This is a genomic window from Cellulomonas endometrii, from assembly GCF_949769265.1.
GTDB lineage: Bacteria > Actinomycetota > Actinomycetes > Actinomycetales > Cellulomonadaceae > Cellulomonas > Cellulomonas endometrii.
In genome coordinates this window covers 30,303-52,725 of the sequence record NZ_CATKPC010000002.1, presented here as the reverse complement: position 1 = coordinate 52,725, position 22,423 = coordinate 30,303, and the positions used below count along the sequence as shown (strand labels likewise).

At 75.9% G+C, this 22,423-nt stretch carries 20 protein-coding genes and 1 tRNA gene; 9 read left to right on the top strand and 12 right to left on the bottom strand.

The features are described from left to right. Positions 1 to 5 precede the first annotated feature (5 nt). The 5 genes from QNH85_RS02720 to QNH85_RS02700 form a co-directional block, all read right to left on the bottom strand. Complete coding sequence (locus tag QNH85_RS02720; RefSeq protein WP_282944428.1) at positions 6 to 899, bottom strand: SDR family oxidoreductase; 894 nt, start codon at positions 897 to 899, stop codon at positions 6 to 8. 120 nt (positions 900 to 1,019) lie between these two features. Beyond that, positions 1,020 to 2,135, bottom strand: a complete 1,116-nt coding sequence (locus QNH85_RS02715) for a hypothetical protein (RefSeq protein ID WP_282944426.1) — start codon at positions 2,133 to 2,135, stop codon at positions 1,020 to 1,022. An 11-nt stretch (positions 2,136 to 2,146) separates the two neighbouring features. Further along, a complete protein-coding gene (gene dcd / locus QNH85_RS02710) occupies positions 2,147 to 2,722 on the bottom strand; it encodes a dCTP deaminase (RefSeq protein ID WP_213282323.1) in 576 nt (191 codons plus the stop codon). 155 nt (positions 2,723 to 2,877) lie between these two features. Then, positions 2,878 to 3,096, bottom strand: coding sequence for a hypothetical protein (locus QNH85_RS02705; RefSeq protein ID WP_282944424.1), 219 nt, complete (start codon positions 3,094 to 3,096; stop codon positions 2,878 to 2,880). Next, positions 3,093 to 3,407 carry a hypothetical protein gene (locus QNH85_RS02700; RefSeq protein ID WP_282944422.1) on the bottom strand — a complete coding sequence of 105 codons (315 nt, stop codon included), beginning with the start codon at positions 3,405 to 3,407 and terminating at the stop codon, positions 3,093 to 3,095. The genes QNH85_RS02705 and QNH85_RS02700 overlap by 4 nt, the downstream gene beginning before the upstream one ends. Before the next feature lie 214 nt (positions 3,408 to 3,621). On the opposite strand from QNH85_RS02700, the gene QNH85_RS02695 reads away from it, so the two are divergent. The 3 genes from QNH85_RS02695 to QNH85_RS02685 all read left to right on the top strand — a co-directional run bounded on the left by QNH85_RS02695 (position 3,622) and on the right by QNH85_RS02685 (position 7,172). Continuing rightward, complete coding sequence (locus tag QNH85_RS02695) at positions 3,622 to 6,123, top strand: glycoside hydrolase family 94 protein (protein ID WP_282944421.1); 2,502 nt, start codon at positions 3,622 to 3,624, stop codon at positions 6,121 to 6,123. A gap of 206 nt (positions 6,124 to 6,329) precedes the next feature. After that, positions 6,330 to 6,403 (top strand) — tRNA-Gly (locus QNH85_RS02690). Positions 6,404 to 6,542: 139 nt separating this feature from the next. Continuing rightward, on the top strand, positions 6,543 to 7,172 hold the full coding sequence (locus tag QNH85_RS02685; protein WP_282944419.1) for a hypothetical protein: 630 nt from the start codon (positions 6,543 to 6,545) through the stop codon (positions 7,170 to 7,172). Here QNH85_RS02685 and QNH85_RS02680 read toward each other — a convergent pair. Continuing rightward, positions 7,111 to 7,632, bottom strand: a complete 522-nt coding sequence (locus tag QNH85_RS02680; protein ID WP_282944417.1) for an Lrp/AsnC family transcriptional regulator — start codon at positions 7,630 to 7,632, stop codon at positions 7,111 to 7,113. The two genes, QNH85_RS02685 and QNH85_RS02680, sit on opposite strands and share 62 nt — an antisense overlap. Positions 7,633 to 7,759: 127 nt before the next feature. On the opposite strand from QNH85_RS02680, the gene QNH85_RS02675 reads away from it, so the two are divergent. The 3 genes from QNH85_RS02675 to QNH85_RS02665 all read left to right on the top strand — a co-directional run bounded on the left by QNH85_RS02675 (position 7,760) and on the right by QNH85_RS02665 (position 11,845). Beyond that, the gene (locus tag QNH85_RS02675) at positions 7,760 to 8,257 is read left to right on the top strand and encodes a DUF2000 domain-containing protein (RefSeq protein WP_282944415.1); all 498 of its coding nucleotides are present in this window, start codon (positions 7,760 to 7,762) and stop codon (positions 8,255 to 8,257) included. A 97-nt stretch (positions 8,258 to 8,354) separates the two neighbouring features. Next, a complete protein-coding gene (locus QNH85_RS02670; RefSeq protein WP_282944413.1) occupies positions 8,355 to 10,901 on the top strand; it encodes a circularly permuted type 2 ATP-grasp protein in 2,547 nt (848 codons plus the stop codon). Further along, complete coding sequence (locus tag QNH85_RS02665) at positions 10,898 to 11,845, top strand: transglutaminase family protein (RefSeq protein ID WP_282944412.1); 948 nt, start codon at positions 10,898 to 10,900, stop codon at positions 11,843 to 11,845. Before QNH85_RS02670 ends, QNH85_RS02665 begins: the two co-directional genes overlap by 4 nt. A gap of 835 nt (positions 11,846 to 12,680) precedes the next feature. Here the strand turns inward: QNH85_RS02665 and QNH85_RS02660 are convergent. Beyond that, positions 12,681 to 13,256, bottom strand: coding sequence for a DinB family protein (locus tag QNH85_RS02660; protein WP_282944411.1), 576 nt, complete (start codon positions 13,254 to 13,256; stop codon positions 12,681 to 12,683). Between the two features lie 153 nt (positions 13,257 to 13,409). On the opposite strand from QNH85_RS02660, the gene QNH85_RS02655 reads away from it, so the two are divergent. The 3 genes from QNH85_RS02655 (at position 13,410) to QNH85_RS02645 (ending at position 16,246) form a co-directional block, all read left to right on the top strand. After that, positions 13,410 to 14,123 (top strand): biliverdin-producing heme oxygenase, encoded by a 714-nt coding sequence (locus QNH85_RS02655; RefSeq protein WP_282944410.1) that lies wholly within the window; start codon positions 13,410 to 13,412, stop codon positions 14,121 to 14,123. A 58-nt stretch (positions 14,124 to 14,181) separates the two neighbouring features. Continuing rightward, the gene (locus tag QNH85_RS02650) at positions 14,182 to 14,811 is read left to right on the top strand and encodes a TetR/AcrR family transcriptional regulator (RefSeq protein ID WP_282944408.1); all 630 of its coding nucleotides are present in this window, start codon (positions 14,182 to 14,184) and stop codon (positions 14,809 to 14,811) included. A gap of 94 nt (positions 14,812 to 14,905) precedes the next feature. After that, positions 14,906 to 16,246, top strand: coding sequence for a GGDEF domain-containing protein (locus tag QNH85_RS02645; RefSeq protein WP_282944406.1), 1,341 nt, complete (start codon positions 14,906 to 14,908; stop codon positions 16,244 to 16,246). A gap of 140 nt (positions 16,247 to 16,386) precedes the next feature. Here the strand turns inward: QNH85_RS02645 and QNH85_RS02640 are convergent, their stop codons facing one another. The 5 genes from QNH85_RS02640 to QNH85_RS02620 form a co-directional block, all read right to left on the bottom strand. Further along, a complete protein-coding gene (locus QNH85_RS02640; RefSeq protein ID WP_282944404.1) occupies positions 16,387 to 18,360 on the bottom strand; it encodes an NHL domain-containing thioredoxin family protein in 1,974 nt (657 codons plus the stop codon). A gap of 84 nt (positions 18,361 to 18,444) precedes the next feature. Next, on the bottom strand, positions 18,445 to 18,663 hold the full coding sequence (locus QNH85_RS02635; protein WP_282944403.1) for a hypothetical protein: 219 nt from the start codon (positions 18,661 to 18,663) through the stop codon (positions 18,445 to 18,447). A 44-nt stretch (positions 18,664 to 18,707) separates the two neighbouring features. After that, a complete protein-coding gene (locus tag QNH85_RS02630; protein WP_282944401.1) occupies positions 18,708 to 19,733 on the bottom strand; it encodes a chymotrypsin family serine protease in 1,026 nt (341 codons plus the stop codon). Positions 19,734 to 19,880: 147 nt separating this feature from the next. Further along, complete coding sequence (locus QNH85_RS02625; protein ID WP_213282338.1) at positions 19,881 to 20,114, bottom strand: DUF6458 family protein; 234 nt, start codon at positions 20,112 to 20,114, stop codon at positions 19,881 to 19,883. Positions 20,115 to 20,294: 180 nt separating this feature from the next. Further along, positions 20,295 to 22,415: a S9 family peptidase gene (locus tag QNH85_RS02620; protein WP_428830345.1), complete on the bottom strand. Its 2,121-nt coding sequence runs from the start codon at positions 22,413 to 22,415 to the stop codon at positions 20,295 to 20,297. Between the last annotated feature and the right edge of the window lie 8 nt (positions 22,416 to 22,423).

Here is a 22,423-nt window from a genome sequence, read left to right as displayed (position 1 = left end):
CGCCGTCACGGGGTCGGCGTCCCCCCGTTGACGTTCAGCGTCTCGCCGCTGACGTAGCTCGACTCCGGCGACGCGAGGAACACGTACGCGGGCGCCAGCTCGGCGGGCTGCCCGGCACGCTCGAACGGCGTCTGCTTCCCGAAGTCCGGCAGCTTCTCCGGCGGCTGGCCGCCCGCGGTCTGCAGCGGGGTCCAGATCGGGCCCGGGGCGACCACGTTGACGCGGATGCCCTTCGGGGCGAGCTGCTGCGCGAGCGCCTTCGACATCGTGTTGATCGCGGCCTTCGTGGTCGCGTAGTCCACGAGGATCGGCGACGGGTTGTACGCCTGGATCGACGACGTGTTGATGATGCTCGCGCCCTGAGGCAGGTGCGGCAGCGCCTCCTGGATGATCCAGAACATCGCGTGCACGTTGGTCCGGAACGTGAGGTCGAACGACTCCGACGTCAGGTCCGCGAGGTCCTCGACGTACTGCTGCCGCCCCGCGATGTTCGCGACGACGTCCAGCCCGCCCAGCTCGTCGACGGCGGTCCGCACCAGCGAGCGGGCGTACGACTCGTCCGCGATGTCACCCGGGGCCAGGACGATCGTCCGGCCGGCCGCACGCACGACCTCGGCGACGTGGTCCGCGTCCTCCTGCTCCTCGGGCAGGTAGCTGAGCACGATGTCCGCGCCCTCCCGCGCGAACGCGATCGCCACCGCGCGCCCGATGCCCGAGTCACCGCCCGTGACCAGCGCCTTGCGGCCCGTCAGCCGGCCGGTCCCCCGGTAGGTGTCCTCGCCGTGGTCGGCCTGCGGGCGGAGGTCCGCGTCGAGCCCCGGTCCGTCCTGGCTCTGCGCGGGCGGCTCCGGCATCCGGTACTGGGTGATCGGGTCCTGGAAGGTGAACTGGTCGGCCATGCGAGGTCCTCCGTGCTCGGACGGGTGCGAACGCGCCACGCCCGCCGCAGTCGTGCTCGGCGGGCGTGCGCCGCCATCGTCGGACGGGGCCCAGCGGGCCGCAACCGCGGGCGGAGAGCGTCAGAGGTCGACCGGGTCGACCAGGAACCCGGCCATGTCGGCGATCTCCCCGCCGACGTCGGCGTGCACCTCCCGGGCGACCCCGCGGACCACCCGGGCGGCGCGGCCGCGGGCGACGCGGTGCGGCAGCGACGGCCGCTCGGACTCCAGCTGCTCGACGTCCGGGGGCTCCCACCGCACGCGGTACGCGACGACCTCGCCCTGGGCCCAGTCCAGCGCGGACAGCACGACCGGGACGTCCAGCTCCGCGGCGACCTCGACGACGACGATCCCGTCGACCCCGAGGTCGATCTGGACGCCGAACGCCTCGGACGGCGGCGGGTTCGCGCGCATGTGCGCGTCGTAGGCGTCGGCCTCCGCGTGCAGCCGGCGCCGCTCCTCGGGGTCCGCGACGCCCGCACCGGCCCGGTCCCGGGCGACGAGGGCCGCACCCGCCTCCTCGGGCGTGGCGCGCACGGGGACGTCCACGTCCGTCGCGACGCCGGGTCCGTCGAGCCGGGCCCGGGGCGCGACGCGGCGCACCGCGGTGAGGACGACCCTCGGCTCCACCCAACGGTCGGTGAGCACGGCGAGGTCGAGCGCCGCGTCCATCTCGGGCTCCAGGACCACGCCGGACTCGACCCGGAGGGCGCCGCCCAGGCGGCGGGCGGCGGCGACGAGCCACTGGACCACCCGCTGCTCCTCACGGACCGGCCCCGCGGTGCCGAACGCGCGGCGCAGGCCGTCGCGGTCACCGCCGAACGCCGGGCCCTCCGCGCGCTCGCGCGGGCAGTCCACCACCCAGGCGGTCCGGCTGCCGGTCGGCAGCCCCCAGCGCGCGACCTGCGCCGGTTCCAGCGCGTACGGGCCGGTGAGCGTCGAGAGCCTGCCCAGCCGCAGCACCCCCGGCGTCGCGAGCGGCACGGCGCCCCGGGCGGCGCCGGAGGCACGTCGGCCGGACGGCACCCGCGGGGGCCGTTCCCACCGCGCGGACGGGAACCGGCTGGTGGCGAGCACCTCGACCTCGTCCGGAGCGACGCCCTCGGGCAGGACCAGGAGGTGCCGGCCGGGCGGCGGCGTCACGGCGGTACGCGCACCGGCCGCGACCTCGGGCAGCGGGGGGAGCAGGCTGGTCACGTCCGCGACCGTCAGACCTGCGTGCGGTGGAAGTTCTGCCAGGAGCGCGAGGCGGTCGGGCCGCGCTGACCCTGGTAGCGCGAGCCGGTCGCCCCGGAGCCGTACGGCTGCAGCGCCGGCGACGACAGCCGGAAGAAGCACATCTGCCCGATCTTCATCCCCGGCCAGAGCGTGATGGGCAGCGTCGCCACGTTCGACAGCTCGAGCGTCACGTGCCCCGTGAAGCCCGGGTCGATGAACCCCGCCGTCGAGTGGGTGAGCAGCCCCAGCCGGCCGAGGGACGACTTCCCCTCCAGGCGGGCCGCGATGTCGTCGGGCAGGGTGACCTGCTCGTACGTCGCCCCGAGCACGAACTCCCCGGGGTGCAGCACGAACGGCTCGTCGGGGTCGACCTCGACCAGGCGGGTGAGGTCGGGCTGGTCCTGCGAGGGGTCGATGACCGGGTACTTGTGGTTGTCGAACAGCCGGAAGAACCGGTCCAGGCGCACGTCGATGCTCGACGGCTGCAGCATCGCGGGGTCGTAGGGGTCGAGGACCACCCGTCCGGAGTCGAGCTCGGCGGTGATGTCGCGGTCGGAGAGCAGCACGGGACCACGGTACCGACCCGGTGCGGGCCGGAGGGCCTTCCCGGAGGGAGCGCGACTCCGGTAGCGTCGTGACATCGCCCAGGGAGCTGATCCCTGTGGAAGTCGAGGGCCCGGGACCATGTCCGGAGGACATGGCGCTCGGGCCCTACGCACGCCTAGACGTCGACGACCGCGCTGATGATGCCGGACGCACGCCGCCGCCACTCCCCGCCACGCGCCCACGACCAGCCGACGACGTCCGGCACGGACAGCAACGGCTCCTGACCCGCACGCAGGTGCTCGTACCGGAGCGTGTCACGGCACCCCGCGGCGCGGGTGAGCTCGATCAGGTCGCGGCGGTCGCGGGCGTCCTGGGTCTCGTCGGACTCGATCACGAGCCTGTCGCTCCGCCCTGCGATGTCGGCGACGAGCCGGGCGAGGCATGCCCGTCGGCGCTCGATCTGGGTCGACCCCCTGAGGCGGGCGCGCGGTAGAGCGTCGTGGTGACGTCGAGCCGCCCGAGCGCGGACAGGATCGCCCGCCGGCGGCGATCCGGTTCGTGGCGCATGTGCAGGCGGTTCTGCCTCGGGGGCACGAGCGCGCGGACCGCGGACCGCGACGCCGGGACGCGTCCGGGCTCCACCATCGTCGCCGCCAGCAGGTAGTCGGCGGCCTTCGACTCGTCGACGTACACGTGGACCGTCACGGTCGGCAGCCGCGGGTGGGGGCATGCCGGGACGCTAGGCGCCGCCGGACGCGGCTGAGTGGGACCTCTGCTCCGACCGGCCTGCCGTTCCGCCCTGCGCCGGAGGCCCCGAGAGTCCTGGCGGAGCGCCCTCCGACGGGCGCTATGCTGACCGGCGTCGCGGGTGTGGGAGCGCTCCCGCGCGGCAGAGCACCCGACACCGAGAGGCGCAACGATGCGGTACGGCCACTTCGACGACGAGGCACGCGAGTACGTCATCACGACGCCGCACACGCCCTACCCGTGGATCAACTACCTCGGCTCGGAGGAGTTCTTCTCCCTGCTCTCGCACACGGGCGGCGGCTACTCGTTCTACCGCGACGCGAAGATGCGCCGGCTCACGCGCTACCGGTACAACAACATCCCCACCGACGAGGGCGGCCGCTACTTCTACGTCAACGACGGCGGCGACGTCTGGACCCCCGGCTGGCTGCCCGTGAAGGCCGACCTCGACCACTTCGAGACGCGGCACGGCCTCGGCTACTCCCGGATCACCGGTGAGCGCGGCGGCCTGCGCGTCGAGACGCTCTTCTTCGTGCCGCTGGGCGAGACCGCCGAGGTGCAGCACGTGACGCTCACCAACACCTCCGACGCCGAGAAGTCCGTCAGCCTCTTCTCGTTCGTCGAGTTCTGCCTGTGGAACGCCCAGGACGACCAGACGAACTACCAGCGCAACCTGTCGCTGGCCGAGGTCGAGGTCGAGCTGGACGGCCCGAGCGGATCCGCGATCTACCACAAGACCGAGTACCGCGAGCGCCGCGACCACTACGCCGTGTACGGCGTGAACACCCGGGCCGACGGGTTCGACACGGACCGCGACACGTTCGTGGGCGCCTGGAACGGGCTCGGCGAGGCGGCCGTCCCCCGCGCCGGCAGGTCGGCCGGCTCGGTGGCCTCCGGCTGGTACCCGATCGGGTCCCACCAGGTCGACGTCACGCTCGCGCCCGGCGAGAGCCGCTCCCTCACCTACGTGCTCGGCTACGTCGAGAACCCGCACGAGGAGAAGTGGGCGCCGGCCGACGAGGCCGCGGGCGTCAAGGCGCTGCAGGTCGTGAACAAGGAGCGGGCGCACGCGCTGCTCGCCCGGTTCGCGACCACCGAGCAGACGCTGGCGGCGTTCGAGGCGCTCCGCGCGTCCTGGACGGACCTGCTGTCCACCTACTCGGTGCGCTCCACCGACGAGAAGCTGGACCGGATGGTCAACATCTGGAACCAGTACCAGTGCATGGTCACGTTCAACATGTCGCGCTCGGCGTCGTACTTCGAGACCGGCATCGGCCGCGGCATGGGCTTCCGCGACTCGAACCAGGACCTGCTGGGCTTCGTGCACCTGGTCCCGGAGCGCGCGCGGCAGCGCATCATCGACATCGCGTCGACGCAGTTCCCCGACGGCTCCGCCTACCACCAGTACCAGCCGCTGACGAAGCGCGGGAACAACGACATCGGGTCGGGCTTCAACGACGACCCGCTGTGGCTGATCCTCGGCGTGGCGGCCTACATCAAGGAGACCGGTGACACCGGGATCCTCGACGAGCCCGTGCCGTTCGACAACGAGCCCGGCTCCGAGGTCCCGCTGTTCGAGCACCTGACCCGCTCGTTCCGGTTCACCGTCGAGAACCGCGGCCCGCACGGGCTGCCACTGATCGGGCGCGCCGACTGGAACGACTGCCTCAATCTCAACTGCTTCTCGACCGAGCCCGGCGAGTCCTTCCAGACGACCGAGAACCAGGCGGGCGGCGTCGCCGAGTCGGTGTTCATCGCCGCGATGTTCGTGCACATCGGCCCGGAGTACGCGGAGCTCGCGGAGCGCCGCGGGCTCACCGAGCTGGCCGCGAGCGCCCGCGCCGACGTCGAGGCCATGCGCGCCGCGGTGCTGGAGCACGGCTGGGACGGCGAGTGGTTCCTGCGCGCGTACGACTTCTACGGCAACCCGATCGGCACGGACGCGAAGCCCGAGGGCAAGATCTGGATCGAGCCGCAGGGCTTCGCCGTCATGGCGGGCATCGGCGTCGACTCCACCGACCCCGCCGCCCCGGAGCACGCCGCCAGCCCGGCCGTCCGCGCGCTGGACTCGGTCGAGGAGCACCTCGCGACCCCGCACGGCATGGTCCTGCAGCACCCCGCCTACACGAGCTACCAGATCGAGCTCGGCGAGGTCTCCACCTACCCGCCCGGGTACAAGGAGAACGGCGGCATCTTCTGCCACAACAACCCGTGGGTGATCATCGGCGAGACCGTCGTCGGCCGCGGCGAGAAGGCGTTCGACTACTACCGCCGGATCACCCCCGCGTACCGCGAGGAGATCTCCGACGTCCACAAGCTCGAGCCCTACGTGTACGCGCAGATGATCGCGGGCAAGGAGGCGGTCCGGCACGGCGAGGCGAAGAACTCGTGGCTCACCGGCACCGCGGCGTGGAACTTCGTGGCCGTCTCGCAGCACCTCCTCGGCGTGCGGCCGGGGTACGACGGCCTGGTCGTCGACCCGCAGATCGGCCCCGACGTACCGTCGTTCACCGTGACCCGTGTGGCCCGCGGTGCCCGGTACGAGATCACGGTGACCAACTCCGGGACCCCGGGCGCGCGCGGCCGGCTGGTCGTGGACGGCGCGCCGGTCGAGGGCTCGACGGTCCCCTACGCCCCCGCGGGCAGCACCGTGCGGGTCGAGGTCACCGTCTGACGCGCTCGTCCCGCACGCGCTCGTCCCGCACGCGCTCGTCCCGCACCGAGGTCGTCACCCGCGCACGAGGTCGCCACTCCCCCGTGGCGGCCTCGTGCCGAGGTGACGACCTCGGTGCGGGACCGGAGGCGACCTCGGCGGGACGGCGGGACCGGGGCGGCGGACCCGCTATGCTGGACGCGCGTTCCCCCGGCGACGGGGGTCACGCGGGTGTAGTTCAATGGTAGAACTTCAGCTTCCCAAGCTGATAGCGCGGGTTCGATTCCCGTCACCCGCTCCACCGAGGGCCAGGCCGGCAGCGTCCGGACCTGGCCTTCGTCGTCCCCGCCCCCACGCGGCTGAGTGGTCCCCCTACGCAGGCCGGAGCGGGCTGCGGCCGTCGCTACGGTTCCGTCGCCAGCGCCGACGGAAGGGCAGCCATGAACCCCCGCCACATCTCCCGGATCGACCTGCGCCTGCCTCGACGCTGGTGCGGGTGGCGGCCCGGCGACGGCCTCCGGGTCGCGCACCGGGCGGCGGACGCGCTCACCGCCGGACCGGTCGCGGCGGCGCGGCTGCGGTCCGCCCTGGAGGCCGTCGACCGGGTCGTCGCGGGGCACGGCGGCCGGACGGTCCGGGCGGGCGCGTGGGTCCCCGAGCCGAGCGGCGACGTCGTGGCGGGGCTGGCGTGCGAGCTGCTGGCGGACGTGCCCGCGGGACCCGAGGCCGCGGGCACCTACCTGGACCTGGTGCGGCGCCGGGTCCGCCGCTCGCACCGCACGTCGACGCGGGTGGAGTACCACGCGGTCACCCGGCGCGACCTCCCGGCGGGACCGGCGGTCGTCGCGCTGCGGAGCCACGGAGTCCACCGGCGCGAGGTCGTGTGGACCGTGTTCCCGCCGGGCGCCGCGGAGGCCGTCGAGCTGCGGTTCGACACGCTCGACCAGGACCGCTACCCGCACCTCGTCGACGCCGCGCACGGCATCGCCCAGGAGCTCCGCGTCACCCTCACCGCGCCGTGGGCCGCCGGCGTGGCGGGGGGTCGCCCTGGGGAGCACGGCCCGCGCTGACCACGGGGTCGACCCGCCGCTTGCGCAGGTGCTCGTAGACCACGGACGTGCGGACGTCGGCGATCTCGGGGCGTTCGGTCAGCCGGTCGATCACGAACGCGTAGAGGCTCTCGTTGTCCGGGACGGCCACGTGCACCAGGAAGTCCTCGGTCCCGCTCGTGACGAACACCCCGAGCGTCTCGGGCAGGCCCACCACCCACGACCGGAAGCCCTCGATGTTGCGTCGCGACGGCGGCCGGATGCGGACGGCGACGAGGGCCTGCACGGGCCGGCCGATCTCCGCGAGGTCCACCTCGAGCGTCGCGCCCCGGATCACGCCGCGGTCGCGGAGCGCGCGGGTGCGGTCGAGCGCGGTCGTCGGCGCGACCCCCACGGCGGCCGCCACGTCCCGGTTGGTGCGCCGTGCATCGTCCTGCAGCTCCCGCAGGATCGCCGTGTCCAGTGCGTCGAGATCGGCCATGCGGCGAGCGTATCCGTACGACGTACGGGCTCGTTGCGGGGCGTCCGGTGACCTGCCTAGCGTCTCTCGCTGTCAGCGCACGACGGACGCCCGCACCGGCGTCCGGCCGCACCCGAGAGGCCCGCCCATGACCGCCGTCCCCGCCACTTCCGCCGTCCCCGCCGCCACCGTGGGGTTCGACCCCGACGAGATCCGCACCGGCGAACCGACCCGCGCCGCCCGGCTCAAGTGGGTCGTCGTCGTCGACGAGGAGCTGGCGCCCGGCCAGGCCGCCAACGCGGTCGTCTGCGTCACGGCGGCCACCGCGTCGGGCGTCACCGGCCTGCTCGGCCCCGACGCCGCCGACGCGGACGGCACCGTGCACCCCGGGCTCCCGTGGGCGGGCTGCACCGTGCTGGGCGCCTCCCGCGCCGAGCTGGCGGCGGTGCGGGCGAAGGCGCACGCGGCCCCCGGCGTCCACGTGAGCGACATGCCCGCCGCCGCCCAGCGCACGCGCGTGTACGACGAGTACCTGGCGGAGGTCGCCGCCCGCCCCGCCGGGGGGCAGGAGTACCTCGCGGTCAGCCTCGTCGGGCCGCGCAACCGGGTGGACAAGGTGGTGGGGCGGCTGCGCCTGCTCGGCTGAGCGCACCCGCGGCTGCCACACTGGACCCCGCGCCGCCCACGCGGCGATCCCGCGGGCTCGACGCGCCGGGAAGGCGACGGACGCGCGGAGGCGGCGGATGACGGACGTGCTGTCCACCGGCGGCGTCGGCCTGCGCCCGGCCGCCGTGGACCCGCCGGGCGCCGGCCCCGACCGCCTCCCCGCGCTGCGGGAGGCCGCCGACCGGCTGCTCGCGGACCACGGCGTCACCTACGGCGCCCCGGCGGACGACGACGGGGACGGGGACGCCGCCGCGGGCGCCTGGCGCCTCGACCCGCTCCCGGTCGTGCTCGACGACGCGGACTGGGCGCCCCTGGAGGCGGCGCTCGTGCAGCGGGCGGAGCTGCTCGACGCCGTGCTGGCCGACCTCTACGGCCCGCGGCTGCTGCTCCGGGACGACGTGCTGCCGCCCGAGCTCGTCCTCGGGCACCCGGGGTTCCTGCGGGCGGTCGACGGCCTGCACCTGCCGGGCGGGCGCGACCTGGTGCTCACCGCGACGGACCTGTGCCGCGCACCCGACGGCTCGTGGGTCGCGGTGTCGGACCGCACGCAGGCGCCGTCCGGCGCGGGCTACGCGATGGAGGACCGCCGCGTCGTCGCCCAGGTGCTGGCCGACGTGTACCGGCAGACCCCCATCGCCCGGATCGGCCCGTTCTTCCACGCCCTGCGCCAGGGGCTCGCGCACGCCGCCCCGCCCGGGGACCGGGAGCCGCGGGTCGTGCTGCTCACGTCCGGCGCGTCCTCCGCGACGGCGTTCGACCAGGCGTACCTCGCGTCGATGCTGGGGCTGCCGCTCGTCGAGGGCAGCGACCTGGTGGTCCGCGACGGGCGCCTCTGGCTGCGGGGGCTCGGCGGGCGGGAGCCGGTGGACGTGGTGCTGCGCCGCGTCGACGCGGACTGGTGCGACCCGCTGGACCTGCGCGCCGGGAGCCGCCTCGGGGTGCCCGGGCTCGTGCGCGCGGTGCAGGCGGGCACGGTGAGCGTCGTGAACCCGCTGGGCGCCTCGGTGCTGGAGAACGCCGGCCTGCTGGCGCACCTGCCGGCCCTCGCCCGGACGGTCCTCGGGCGGGACCTGCTGCTGCCGCAGGCCGCCACCACGTGGTGCGGGCGCCCCGAGGGGCTCGCGTACGTGCTCGCGCACCTGGACCGCCTCGTGCTCGAGCCGGTCGCCCGCGGGACCGACCCGGTGCCGGGCTGGACGCTCGACGCCGCCGCCCGCGAGCGCCTGCGCGACCGCATCGCCGCCGAGCCCGCCGCGTGGGTCGGGCAGGAGCCCGTCGGGGGCGCCCCGCGGGACCGGGCGGCGGCGCGTTCGCGGTCCGCGGTGCTGCGGACGTTCGCGGTCGCGGCACCCGACGGCTACCGCGTCATGGCCGGCGGGCTGGCGCGGCTGGCGCCCGACGGCGACCACCCCGTCGTGTCGCACGCGCACGGCGCCGTGGCGCGGGACGTGTGGGTGCTGTCCGGCGGTGCCGACCCGGCGCCGGACGAGGCGGCGGGCGACGCGCCGGACGAGGCGCCGGACGGCGCCGGCACGGCCGCCCGGGCGGGCAGGGCCCCCGGGAGCGGCATCGCGCCGCGCTCGGCGGAGAGCCTGTTCTGGCTGGGCCGGTACACCGAGCGGGCCGACGGCACCGTCCGCGTCCTGCGCGCCGTCGCCGACCGCTGGGACGACTTCCACCGCACGCCCGCCAGCCCCGGCGGCCGCGCGCTCGCGGTGCTGCTCGACGCGGTCGGCGCCCGCGCGCCGGGGTCGTCCGACGACGACCGCCCGGACCTGCACGCCCTGCTCGTGGACCGCGCCCTGCCGGGCAGCGTCGCGTTCGCGGTCCGCCGGCTGGCCGAGGCGCAGGCCGTGGTCCGGGACCAGATGTCGGCGGACCTCTGGCTGCCGCTGGCCAGCATGGCCCGCACGCTGGCCGCCCAGCGGCGCACCGCTGCCGCCGGCACCCCCCGGCCGACCGACCTGCGCGCGGCCCTCGACCGCATGCTGGAGGCGCTGCTCGCGGTCGCGGGGATCGAGGGCGAGGGGCTGGTCCGGGACGTCGGGTGGCGCCTGCTCGACGCCGGCCGCCGGCTCGAGCGCGCGCAGGCCCTCGTCGCCGCACTCGCCGCCACGGTCACCGCGCCGCGACCGCCGGACGTCGAGGCGCTCGTGCTGGAGTCGGTGCTCCTCGCGCACGAGTCGGCCATCACCTACCGGCGGCGCTACCAGACCCGACCCGCAGTCCCGGGCGTGCTGGACCTGCTGCTGCTGGACGCGGACAACCCGCGGTCGCTCGCCTACCAGCTCGACCGGCTGCGGGACGACCTGGCCCGGGTGCCGGCCCCCGCGGGCGCGACGGAGCAGCAGGACCGGCTGCTCGCCGACGTCCGGGACCTGCTCGCGGAGCTGGACCCCGTGGCGGTGGGCGCGACCGCGGTCGTCCCCACGGCCGCCACGGCGGCACCAGCCACCGGGCGCGAGCGGCTCGCCGAGATCCTGGACTCGCTCGCGTGGCGGCTGCGTGCGGTCGCCGACGAGGTCGCCCGGGTGCACTTCGCGCAGCCCGCCCCGGCGCGGTCCGTGGCCGAGGAGTGGGGCGTCGGCGTCTCCCCGCAGGACCGGCCGGGGACGGGCGCGTGACCGGCCGCCGGTACGAGCTCGTCCACACGACGACCTACCGCTACCCCGGTCCCGTGACCACCTCCTACGGCCGGGCGCTCCTGCTGCCGCGCGACCTGCCCGACCAGCGGCGCCACACCGCCGCCGTCACCGTCGACCCCGCCCCCGCCGACGCCGCCGAGCACCGGGACTGGTTCGGCAACACCTCGTCGTACTTCGCCGTCACCACCCCGCACACCACGCTCACCGTCACCGCCGCCGCGACGCTCACCGTGACCCGCCGGCGCGCCGAGGCGGCCACGCTCCCGGGGCTCGCGTGGGAGGCGGTGGCGCGCCTGGTGGCGGACGGCGGGACGGGCCCGGACGGCGTGCCGCTCGTGGACCGGCGGGAGGCGGTGCTGCCGTCGCGGCACGTCCTGCCGTCGGACCCGGTGCGCGCGTGGGCGGCGGCGTCGTTCACGCCCGGGCGCGCGTACCCCGAGGTGCTCGCGGACCTCGCGCACCGCATCCGCACGGAGCTGACGTACCGGTCCGGGTCCACGACGATCGCCACGACGCAGGCGGAGCTGCTGGACTCGCGCGCCGGCGTCTGCCAGGACTTCGCGCACCTCATGCTCGCCGCGCTGCGGGCGCACGGGCTGCCCGCTCGCTACACGAGCGGCTACGTCGAGACCCTGCCGCCCCCGGGCCGGCCGAAGATCCGCGGCGCCGACGCGTCGCACGCCTGGGTGTCGGCGTGGGTGCCGGGCGCAGGGTGGGTGGAGGTCGACCCGACCAACGACCAGTTCGTCGGGGACCGGTACGTCGTGCTGGGCTGGGGGCGGGACTACGGCGACGTGCCGCCGCTGCGGGGGGTCATCTTCACGGAGGGCGGCGGCGCCCGCCCGGAGGTGTCGGTGGACCTGCACCCCCTCGACGCGGACCCCGGCGCGTCGTCCGACCCCGCGGCCGTCCCCAGGCCCTGAGCGGTCTCCGGCCGGCGTCCACCGGGCGTGCACACGGCGTCCACAGGCCGCGCCCTCCTGTCACGCTCGGCCCGTGACCCCGTGCACAAGCTGGGGACAACTCCTGTGGACTGAACCGGACATATCGCCCTATGGGGTGGTCGGGAGGGCCATTCGGGCGACGCCGCCCTGTGGACAAGTGGACAGGCCTGTGGGCAACCGTCGCCGCGCACCAAGAAGGGCCCCTCGGAGTAAGCGTCCGAGGGGCCCTTCCCTGACCGTCGTCCTCTCGTCCCCGACGGGTCGGGGACCGGCGACCGCGCTGACGGTGCGGCTCCGTCCCGGCACCCGGTGGCGACCCCAGGGGGACACCGCCGCGGGCGGGACGGCGACGATCCGGCCTTCGGGCCTCCTACGAACCGCTGCGTCGTCATCCGCAGCCCTCCAGGTCGCCCTGGCGGGGTGGTCCGTCGTTCTCCGTCCGGCCTCGACCCCGCCGGTGACGCCGCCGCGCGAGCCCCGTCGAGCGGGTCCTCCCGCGGCGGGCAGTACGTCCGCCGAGATCGATGGAGCAGTTCTAGTCCCGCCCTCCGGAGCGCCGCAAGGGTCTGACGGACCGGATTCTCGTCCACCGCGCCGTGCACATGTTGTCCACAGGCTCACCCGCGTGAACGTGCGGAGATCACAGCCCTGTGCACAACATCTGTGGACGACGGAGACGCCGGCGCGCCTCCGCAGCGGGCTCGCGGCACGCCCGTAGCGTCGCCCGCAGAGCGAGGCCCCTCGGAGTAAGCGTCCGAGGGGCCTCGTCGCGTTCGCCGTCCACGACCCGGCGCGAGCCGCGGTCGCCGCCGGGTCAGGCGTGCACGTCGTGCAGGTGGTGCACCACGTCGTGCAGGAAGTACTGCCCGAGCGTCGTCACGGTGAACGACGAGCCGTTCGACCGGCGGCCCGACCGGTCCCACTGGTCGGGACGGACCGCGGCGAACCGGGCGGCCAGCGCGGCGGCGGCGTCGGCGAGCTCGTCGGCGACGCGGCCCGGGTCCTGCAGGTCGTACCGCTCGGCGACGGCGGTGGCGTCCTGGTCCCAGTTCGGGAACTCCGGGTCGTCCTGCTCCAGCATCAGCCGCAGCCGCTCGCCGAACACCCGGTGCACGTCGCGCACGTGGGCGCCGTACTCGAGGGTCGACCACACGGTCGGGGCGGGCCGCTCCCGCACGTCGAGCCGGTTCAGCGCCGCGCGCCACCGCGGGACGAGGTCGTGCACGGTGCCGGCGATGTCCGGTCCCGCGACGTCCGCCCCGGTGAAGCCGCACTCGGGGCAGCGCTCCCGGAGGACCCAGGTCCAGTCCTTGGCGTCGGGCTCGGCCGGGGTGTACGCGTCCGCGGCGGACGGGGGCTGGTCGGGTGCGGGGGCGGCGTCTGCAGTCACCACCGCACGCTAACCCGCGCGGCCTGCGGCACGGGAGCCCTTCCGCCGACCCCCGCCACCGGAGTACAACAGAGGGTAGGCAATCCTTACTTCCTCCGGTAGGTTCTGACACGACGTCATATCGACGTCCCGCCGACCCGCCCGGGAGCCTTGATGACCGCCACGCACGACCTGCCCGTCGCGGTGCCGCACGCCGTCCTCGCGGGGACCGGGGACGCCGCGGAGACGCCCCCGTCGCCCCTGTCGCTCCTGCTGCGCGAGGGGACGCGCGCGGAGCACGAGGCGGCCGAGGGCGCCGCCTTCGTCGACGACCTGCTGACCGGCCGGCTCACGGTCGCGGCGTACGTCGACCTGGCCCTCCAGCTCCGCACGGTCTACGTCGCGCTCGAGGAGGTCGCCGACGACGTCCGCCGCACGCCGGAGGGCGCCGGCGTCGTGTTCGACGAGCTGCGCCGCGCCCCGGCCATCGCCGCCGACCTGGAGCACCTCGTGGGTCCGGGGTGGCGCGCGCAGGCCGCTCCCCTGCCCGCGACGGCCGCGTACGCCGAGCGCATCCGCGCCGGCGGCTCCTCCGTCGGGCGCTACGTGGCGCACTCGTACACGCGCTACCTCGGCGACCTGTCGGGCGGGCAGGTCATCGGCCGGATGGTGCAGCGGCACTACGGCGTGGCCGACGCGGGGGTCGGGTTCTACGCGTTCCCGCAGATCCCCAAGCCCAAGCCGTTCAAGGACCTGTACCGCGAGCGCGTCGACGCCCTGGGGCTCACGACCGCCGAGCGGGAGGCCGTGGTCGAGGAGGCCCGCGCCGCCTTCCGGCACAACCGCGCCCTGTTCGCCGCGCTCGGCGAGGTGCACCGGGCGGCCTGACGTCCGGTTCGCCCCGACTTCCGCCCCGGGTGCTGACGTTCCGTGCGAGAATGTCAGCATGCCCAAGATCATCGGCGGCTCGCTGCACGAGCACCGCGAGCAGACGCGGCTCAAGCTGTTCGGCGCGCTGTCCCGGCTCATGGCCGAGCGGGGGTTCGACGCGATCACGCTGGCGGACATCGCCCAGGCGGCCGGCGTGGGGCGCACCGCGGTGTACAACCACTTCGCCGACAAGGAGTCGATGCTCGTCGGCTTCATCATGCACGAGACGGCGCAGTACGTGGCGGCCCTCGAGGCGGAGCTCGCCGGCGTCGACGACCCCACCGACCAGCTGCGCGCCTACGTCCGCGCCCAGTGCGTCCTCAAGCGCGACTACCACCTGGCGCCCGGCCCGGACCTGCGGTCGGTGCTGTCCCGCAGCACGCAGCAGCGGGTGCGCGAGCACGTCGTCATGGTCGAGGCCATGCTCCGGCGGATCCTCGCCGCCGGCATCGAGTCCGGCGAGTTCCCCGAGCAGGACCTCGGCACCACGGTGTCGCTGGTCAACGCGTGCCTCAGCAGCCGCGCCCTGCCGGAGGAGGGCCCCGCCCGGGACCGCGCCATCGAGTCGACCGTGCTGTTCGTGCTGCGCGCCGTCGGCGCCGGCGACCGCGTCCGCGCACGCGTGCCCGAGGCCGTCCCCGCCTGATCCACCCGCACCAGGACGGGCCGTTCACCCGCACGGCGGCGCCCGTCCGGTGCGCCCGCGTGTGGCCGCGGCCCTGACGGGCGATGATGGGCGCGTGACCGACGCCCAGCCGCCGGCCCGGACGAGCGCGCCCCGCGGTGACGGGGACGACGCCCGGCACTTCGCGCTGCTCGCGCACCGCCTCGGCGGCTGCACCACGCTGCCCGAGGTCCACGAGGCCGCCGTCGTCGCGGCGCGGGACGTCCTGGGCGCCGGGGTCGCGGCCATCGCCCGCGTCGAGCAGGACGACTGGGAGGTCCAGGCCGCCGAGCCGGCCGACGAGGTCGCCGCCGCGCAGGACGCCCTGAAGGACGGGGAGGCCGTGCGCGCCCTCGTCCGGCACCAGGAGACGTGGCTCTCCGTGCCGGGCGACGACCCCGTGCGGCCGCACCCCGCGCTCGCCGCCCCGGTCGTGGTCAACGGCGACCTGTGGGGGCTGCTGTGCGCCGTCCGCGACGAGCGCGCCGGGGCGTTCACGCCCGACGACGCCGCCCGCGGCGAGGTGCTCGGCGCGCTGGTCGGCGCGCACGTCGCCCGCCTGGACCTGGCCGAGCAGGTGCGGCACCTCGTCTCGGACGACGCGCTGACCGGGCTGAGCACGCGCCGGGTCGCCGACGAGGCCGCGCACGCCGCCATCGCGTCCGGCGACGAGACCTGCATCGTCATGTGCGACGTCGACGGCCTGAAGCGGGTGAACGACGAGCTCGGGCACGACGCCGGCGACGAGCTGCTCCGCAGCGTGGCCGGCGTGCTCCGCCGCGCGAGCAGCGGGCTGCCCGGGTCCACCGCCGCCCGCATCGGCGGCGACGAGTTCTGCATCGTGACGTCGGGGATCCCGCGGACGACCGTCGTGCAGGTGATGGACGCGACCGTCAACGACAGCGCGCTGCCGCACGGCGCCTCCCTGTCCTACGGCATCGCGTCCTCCGCGCGCGGCTCCCTGGGCGCCGCTCCGACGCCCCGGTCGCTGTTCCGGCGCGCCGACGCCGCGCAGTACCACGCCAAGCGCTCCCACGCGGCGGCGCGCGCCCGCCAGTACCGGGCCGACGACCCCGGCGCCGTGCTCAGCCGCACCGTGTCCGCCGCCGTCACCGCGCTCGCCGCGACCGGGCCGGCGGTGCTCACCCGGCTGTGCGCCCTCGCGGCCGCGACCACCGAGGCGATGGGCGGGTCCGGGTGGTCCGTCGCGCGCGAGCCCGGGCCCGAGGGCGAGGGGCGGGTCGTCGTCGCGCGCGGCGGGACGTCGTCGCTGCACGTGAGCGGCATGCGGCAGCTGGAGCTCACCCGTGGCCCCTGGACGGCCACCGTCGAGTCCACCCTGCCCGCGACGGACGACGGCACCGTCGAGTCGACGCTGGACACGCTGGTGTCGCTGGCGGTGCTCGGCGCGTCCTGACGACCGCCCGAGCGCCGGCCGGTCGGCGGGCGCGGGGGTCGGCGCGCGCGGCCGAGGTCGTCAGTCGTGCACGAGGTCGTCAGTCCTGCGGGACGACCTCGTGCCGGTGTGACGACCTCGGGCCGGCTCGGCGCGCCGCGTCAGCCGTGCAGCGGGAGCGTGAGGGCCGCCGGGGCGCCTGCGGCGACCCGCACCGGCACGCCCCAGTCCTGGGAGTTCAGGTGGCAGGCGGGGAACTCGATCGCCGGGTCGGCGTCGCAGCTGGCCGCGCGGGCGGTCACGTGGAGCACGCCCTCGCCGACCTCCGGGTTGATCCGCAGCGTCCGGGTGAGCGGCACGTCGTCGCCCGCGCCGTCGAGCAGCAGCTCCGGCGGGGTGGCCGACACGCGCAGCATCGTGGAGGCCCCGTACCGGTCGTCGTACTTCTGCCCCGCGGCGGGGGTGAACACGACGTCGAGCGCGAGCTCCCCGGGCGCGATCTCGGTGACGGGGCGCTGCGTCCGGTGCGCCCCCGCGTCGAGGACCTCGCCGGCCACCGTCGCGGGCAGGGCGACCCGGGTGAGCCGGTGCGCCGCCGACTCGACGACCAGCAGCGTTACGCCGCCCGCCTCGGGGTCGGTCTGCACGACGATGCCGCTGGGCTCCGCGAGCCCCGTCGCGAGGGTGCTGACCTCCCCCGGGGTGCCGGCGTCGCCGGGCGCGAACCGGCGGACCGCGCCGTTGTAGGTGTCGGCCACCACCACGGAGCCGTCGGGCAGCACCGCGACGCCCAGCGGGTGCTGCAGCAGCGCCTGGTCGGCGGACCCGTCCCGGTGCCCGAAGTCGAACAGCCCCTCCCCGACGGCCGTGCCCACGGTGGCGGCGGCGTACGCGTCGGCGGGCCCGACGCGACCGGCGTCCGGGGCCTCGACGCCCGGGTCGATCCAGCGCAGCGCCGACACCTCGGAGTCCGCCAGCCACAGCCGGCCGCCCGGGGCGAGGGCGACGCCGGACGTCTGGGCGAACCAGGCCTCGCGGGGGTCGCCGTCGACGAGACCCTCGTTCATCGTCCCGGCGACGGGCTCGACGGCACCGGCCACGGGGTCGAACGCCCAGAGCTGGTGGTTGCCGGCCATCGCGACGAGCGCCGTGCCGGTCTGCGGGGACCACGCCACGTCCCACGGGGACGACAGCGGCACCGACGTGGCCGGGCGGGGCGCGCCGTCGGTGCGCCACAGGTCCGTGCGCCCGGGCAGCGGGGACGGCACGGTCGGCTCCCCGACCAGGTACTGCGCGCCCGTGCCCGCGACGGTCGTGACCCGGCCGTCCGACAGGCGCACCCCGCGCAGGGCGTGGTTCACCGTGTCGGCGACCAGCACGTCGTACCCGACCGCCGCGGCGACGTCCTCCGGCAGCAGCGCCAGCCCGTTCGGCTCGCTGAACCGGGCGTCCCCCGGCTCGCCGTCCACCAGCCCGCGCTCGCCCGACCCGATGCGGCGCAGCAGCGTCTCGCCGTCGGCGGCGAGCTCCGCCACCGAGTGGTGCCCGGCGTCGGCGACCAGGAACGTCCCGCCCGGCAGGGCGACGGCCTTGGCGGGGAACCGCAGCGTCCCGGCGGTCGGCTCCGGCGGGACGTACGGGCCGGCGCCGCGGTGCAGCGTGCCCTTCGCGTCGTGCTCGGCGACGAGGTCCTCGACGAGCCGCTCGACGTTGCTCTGGTGCCCCTCGCCCGCCATCTGCGCGACGACGTAGCCCTCGGGGTCGATGACGACGAGCGTCGGCCAGGCGCGGGCCGTGTAGGCGGACCAGGTCACCAGCTCGGGGTCGTCCAGGACGGGGTGGTGCACCTCGTACCGCTCGACGGCCGCGGCGAGGGCCACCGGGTCGGCCTCGTGCACGAACTTGGGCGAGTGCACCCCGACGATCACCAGGACGTCGCGGTACCGCTCCTCGAGCTCGCGGAGCTCGTCCAGCACGTGCAGGCAGTTGATGCAGCAGAACGTCCAGAAGTCGAGCAGGACGATCTTGCCGCGGAGGTCCGCGAGCGCGACGTCCTGGCCGCCGGTGTTGAGCCAGCCGCGGCCGACGAGCTCGGACGCGCGGACCTTCGGGAGACGGGTGCTGCTGGTGGTCACGGGGACAGTCAACACGACGCGCGGGGACGGTATGCCGCTCCGTCCGGAGCGCGAGCGGACGGGTCGCCGGGCACGCCGCCGCGGTCAGGCCTGCGCCTCGACCACCCCGACGACGCGCACCCGCACGGCGACCCCGTCGACCGCGGCGGGCAGCCCGGCGGCGTCGGCACGCGACGCGACGCTGACCTGCAGCCGGTAGCCGTCGTCCCCCCGGGCCAGCCCGATGCCCCGGACGCCGTCCCGGCCGCCCAGGTCGCGTCGCAGGTGCTGCTTGGCGGCGCGGGCGCGGTCGATGTCCGCCATGCGCCGTCACCGCCCTCGCCCCTCGTGCCGGCCGCGGCGGGGCGTCAGGCGGCGGGCGAGCCCACCAGCCGGGCGCCGAGCGCCGTGAGCACGGCGTCGACCGGGTTGACGTACGTCAGCCCGGTGCCATTCTCGCCCCCGGTCTCGGACCCCGCAAAGAGCAGCCCCAGGGCGACGCCGTCCGCCCGGTAGACGAGCGAGCCGGAGTCCCCGCCGCGCGAGAACGGGCCGGACCCGGTGGACTCGACCTCGATCTGGTCGTCGAAGCGGAGCTCGCCGAGCTCCTCGCCGTAGCCGACGACGACGTCGTCGAGCTCGATGGCGGTGACCCGCCCCTGCGTGACGGCGGTGGTGCGGCCGATCTTCGCGACGCTCTCCCCGCCGACCGCGACCGCCGTCCGCGTCACGGCGCCGACGGGGTAGGTGGGGTCGACGGCCGGGTCGTCCAGCAGCGCGACCGCGCAGTCGACGGTGCCGGTGCGGCCGGGGGCGAGCGGCACGGTCGCCGCGAGCGTGCCGACGCGGTCCGCGGGCGCGGTGCCGCCGTCCGCCGGACCAGGCTGGAGGACGAGGTCCCCCACCCGGGCGCGCGGTGAGCCGGCGAGCACGTGGTAGTTCGAGAGCGCGTGGACGGCCCCGGCGACGGTGACGAACGCGCCGAGGGTGCCGGCGCTGACATCCACGTGCGCGATCGAGACCCCCGGGCGCAGCGGGCGGACGCGCCCCGTCTCGCCCACGGCCTGCGCGGTCGCGACGGGCGGCCGCGGGGTCGGGATGCCGGTCTCCGTGCCGGCGGCGAGCGCCCGGATGCGCCCCGTCCGCCGCACGTCGGCGACGGGCCCGACCTGCTCGGCGACGCGCCGGGCGACGCTGCGGACGCCGGGCACGCCCAGCCGGTACCGCACGGCCACGCCGTACGAGCCGTCGAGCCGCGGGGCGAGCCCCAGGGCGACCGCCGCCGGACCGGGGGCGTCCACGGCGGACGCCTCCGCCACCACGCCCCGCTGCGCGAGCTCCGCCACGTACGCCGCGAGCTGCCGCTTCAGCCGGCGCGCCTCGTCCTGGTCCATGCGTCCTCCCCCTGCCGGCCCTGCACCGGCGGACCCATCCTCACGCCGACCACCGACACCCCCGGCCCCCTCGCGGCGGAGCGTCCGGCCCGACCCGCCGCGGCGTGCCCGGCCGAACGCTCCGCCCCGGGGGGCGCGAGGAGCGGGTCAGACCGCCGGCGGGGGCGGCGGGGTGCGGCCCTCGTAGCGCTCGACGACCTCGCGGTGCGACGTGTTCGCCCGCTGCCGGGTGAGCACGAGGGCGAGGATCAGCGCGAGGATCCCCGCACCCATGCAGATGTAGCCGATGACCGTGAGGTCGACGTTCGCGATGTTGTCGCTCACGCCGAACGCGAGGATCGCGCCGATGACGATCAGGGCGATACCGCCTCCGATGCCCATGGTCGGACTCCTTCCACCGGCCCGGGCGCGGATGCCCGGGTCTGGGGACGAGTGTGGCGTCGGACCTGCGATCACGCGCGCCGAGCCACCGTCACGAGGGACGAGCCGTCCGGTTGCTCAACACACGGGTTGAGCAACGCCGGGGTGTCCGACCGGCCCGGCCGGACACCCCGGGCTGCGTCAGCCGAGCACCTCCGGCAGCGGGGGCAGCTCGTCCCCGGACAGGCCGAGCACGTGCTCCGCGAGGAACGCGTCGACCACCTGGTACCAGACCTTCGCGTGCTGCGGCGTGAGCACCCAGTGGTTCTCGTCCGGGAAGAACAGGAACCGGTGCGGCGTCCGCCCGTCCTCGTCGGCCGCCAGCGCCGAGCGGGACAGCAGCTCGTACCAGAGCCGCAGCCCCTCGCCGATCGGCACCCGGTAGTCCTTGTCGCCGTGCACGACCAGCATCGGGGTGACGATCTTGTCGACCGACAGGTGCGGGGAGTTGGCCAGCGCCATCTCCGGCGTCATCTCCCGCTCCCAGTAGAAGGAGTGGTCGGTCGTCGGACCGAACTGGTCGAGCGCCCACAGGCTGGCGTGCGTGACGATCGCGCGGAACCGGTCGGTGTGCCCGGCGACCCAGTTGGCCATGTAGCCGCCGAACGAGCCGCCCATCGCCGCGGTGCGGGTCTCGTCGACGTCCGCCCGCGCGACGGTCGCGTCGGTGACCGCCATCAGGTCCGTGAACGGCGCGGAGCCCCAGGCGCCCCACCCGCGCTGGACGAAGTCCTGGCCGTAGCCGGTGGACAGCGCGGGGTCGGGCAGCAGCACCGCGTAGCCGCGGGCCGCCATGATCCAGGGGTTCCACCGCCACGACCAGGCGTTCCACGACCCGAGCGGCCCGCCGTGGATCCACAGCAGCAGGGGCGCGGGCGACGCGGCCGACGCGCCGTCGGGCAGCACGAGCCACGCGCGCACCTCCGCGCCGTCCTCGGCGGTCGCGGTGACCTCCGTGAGCGTGCCGGGCAGCTCGGGCAGCGGCGCCGGCGCGGGCAGGGCGACGGCCTCGACCGGGGCGCCGGTGGCGAGCGCGGCCGCCAGGTCGACGCGCACGGGGTGCGACGGCTGCGTGTACGACGTGCGGAGCGCGTACAGGCTGCGGCCGTCGGGGCTCACCTGCAGCTCGTTGAGCACGGCGTCGTCGGCGGTCACCCGCGTCACCGCGCCGGAGTCGAGCGCGACGTGGAACACCGGCCCGCGGCCGAGGTCGTCGGCCTGGACGAGCAGCCCCGCGCCGTCCCGGGTCCACACGACCTCGTGGGGCCAGCGGTCCCAGTCGGGGGCCACGCGCTGCGGCTCGGCGCCCGCCGTCGTCAGGTCCAGCACCCACAGCTCCACGCGCGGCGCCTCGGTCGGCGTGGTGATCGTCTCGCGGACGTAGGCGACGCGACGGGAGTCCGGCGAGACCACCGGGGAGGAGACGTCGGCCGCCGGGTCGTCGACGAGGACCCGGCGGGTGCCCGTGGCGACGTCCACGGCCACCAGCTGCTGCCGGACGGCTCCGCGCGCAGCAGCGCGGGTCCAGGACGTCACCAGCGTCCGCCCGTCGGGCGACAGCACCGCGTCCTGGTGCTGCAGGGCGACGCCGGCGTCCGGCGCGAGGTCCCGCAGGTCCAGGCGGGGCGCGGGCGCACCGGCCTCCGGCGACGCGGCCACGGTAGTCAGGTCGCCGGCGAACAGGTGCGGCGCGGCGGGACCGAGGTCGTGGTCCCAGTACCGCACCGGGTACGTGCTGTGCAGGATCGCGCTGACCTTGGCGTCCTTGCGGGCGGCGATCAGGCGCTCGTCCTCGGCGTCGTCGGTCGCCCGCGGCAGGACGTCGGAGGTGACGACCACGACGGGCGCGTCCTCCGCGACGACGACGCCGCCCACGCCCGCCTTCCGGCCGGCGACGACCCGCGCCTCGGCACCGTCGGCGGGGAGCAGCCACAGCGCGGCGGGCGGCTCGTCGTCCGGTGCCTCCGCGTCCGCGTCGGGCCGCGCGGAGGTGAACAGCAGGTCGCCGGTCGAGGCGAACCGGGCGGACGACTCGCCCTTCGCGGACCGCGTCAGGCGCCGCGCGGGCCGGATCCCCTCGGGGTCGACCTCCCAGAGGGCGGTGACGTAGCGGGTGCGCTTCGCGTCGAGCGTCGACACCGCCGTGACGAGCCGGGTGCCGTCCGGGGACAGCGCCAGGCCCGACATCCGGGGCAGGGCGACGTAGGCGTCGAGGTCGTGGAAGGGGGTGGGCGGCGTGGGGTCAGCTGCGGCGTCGGTCACCCCGCCGT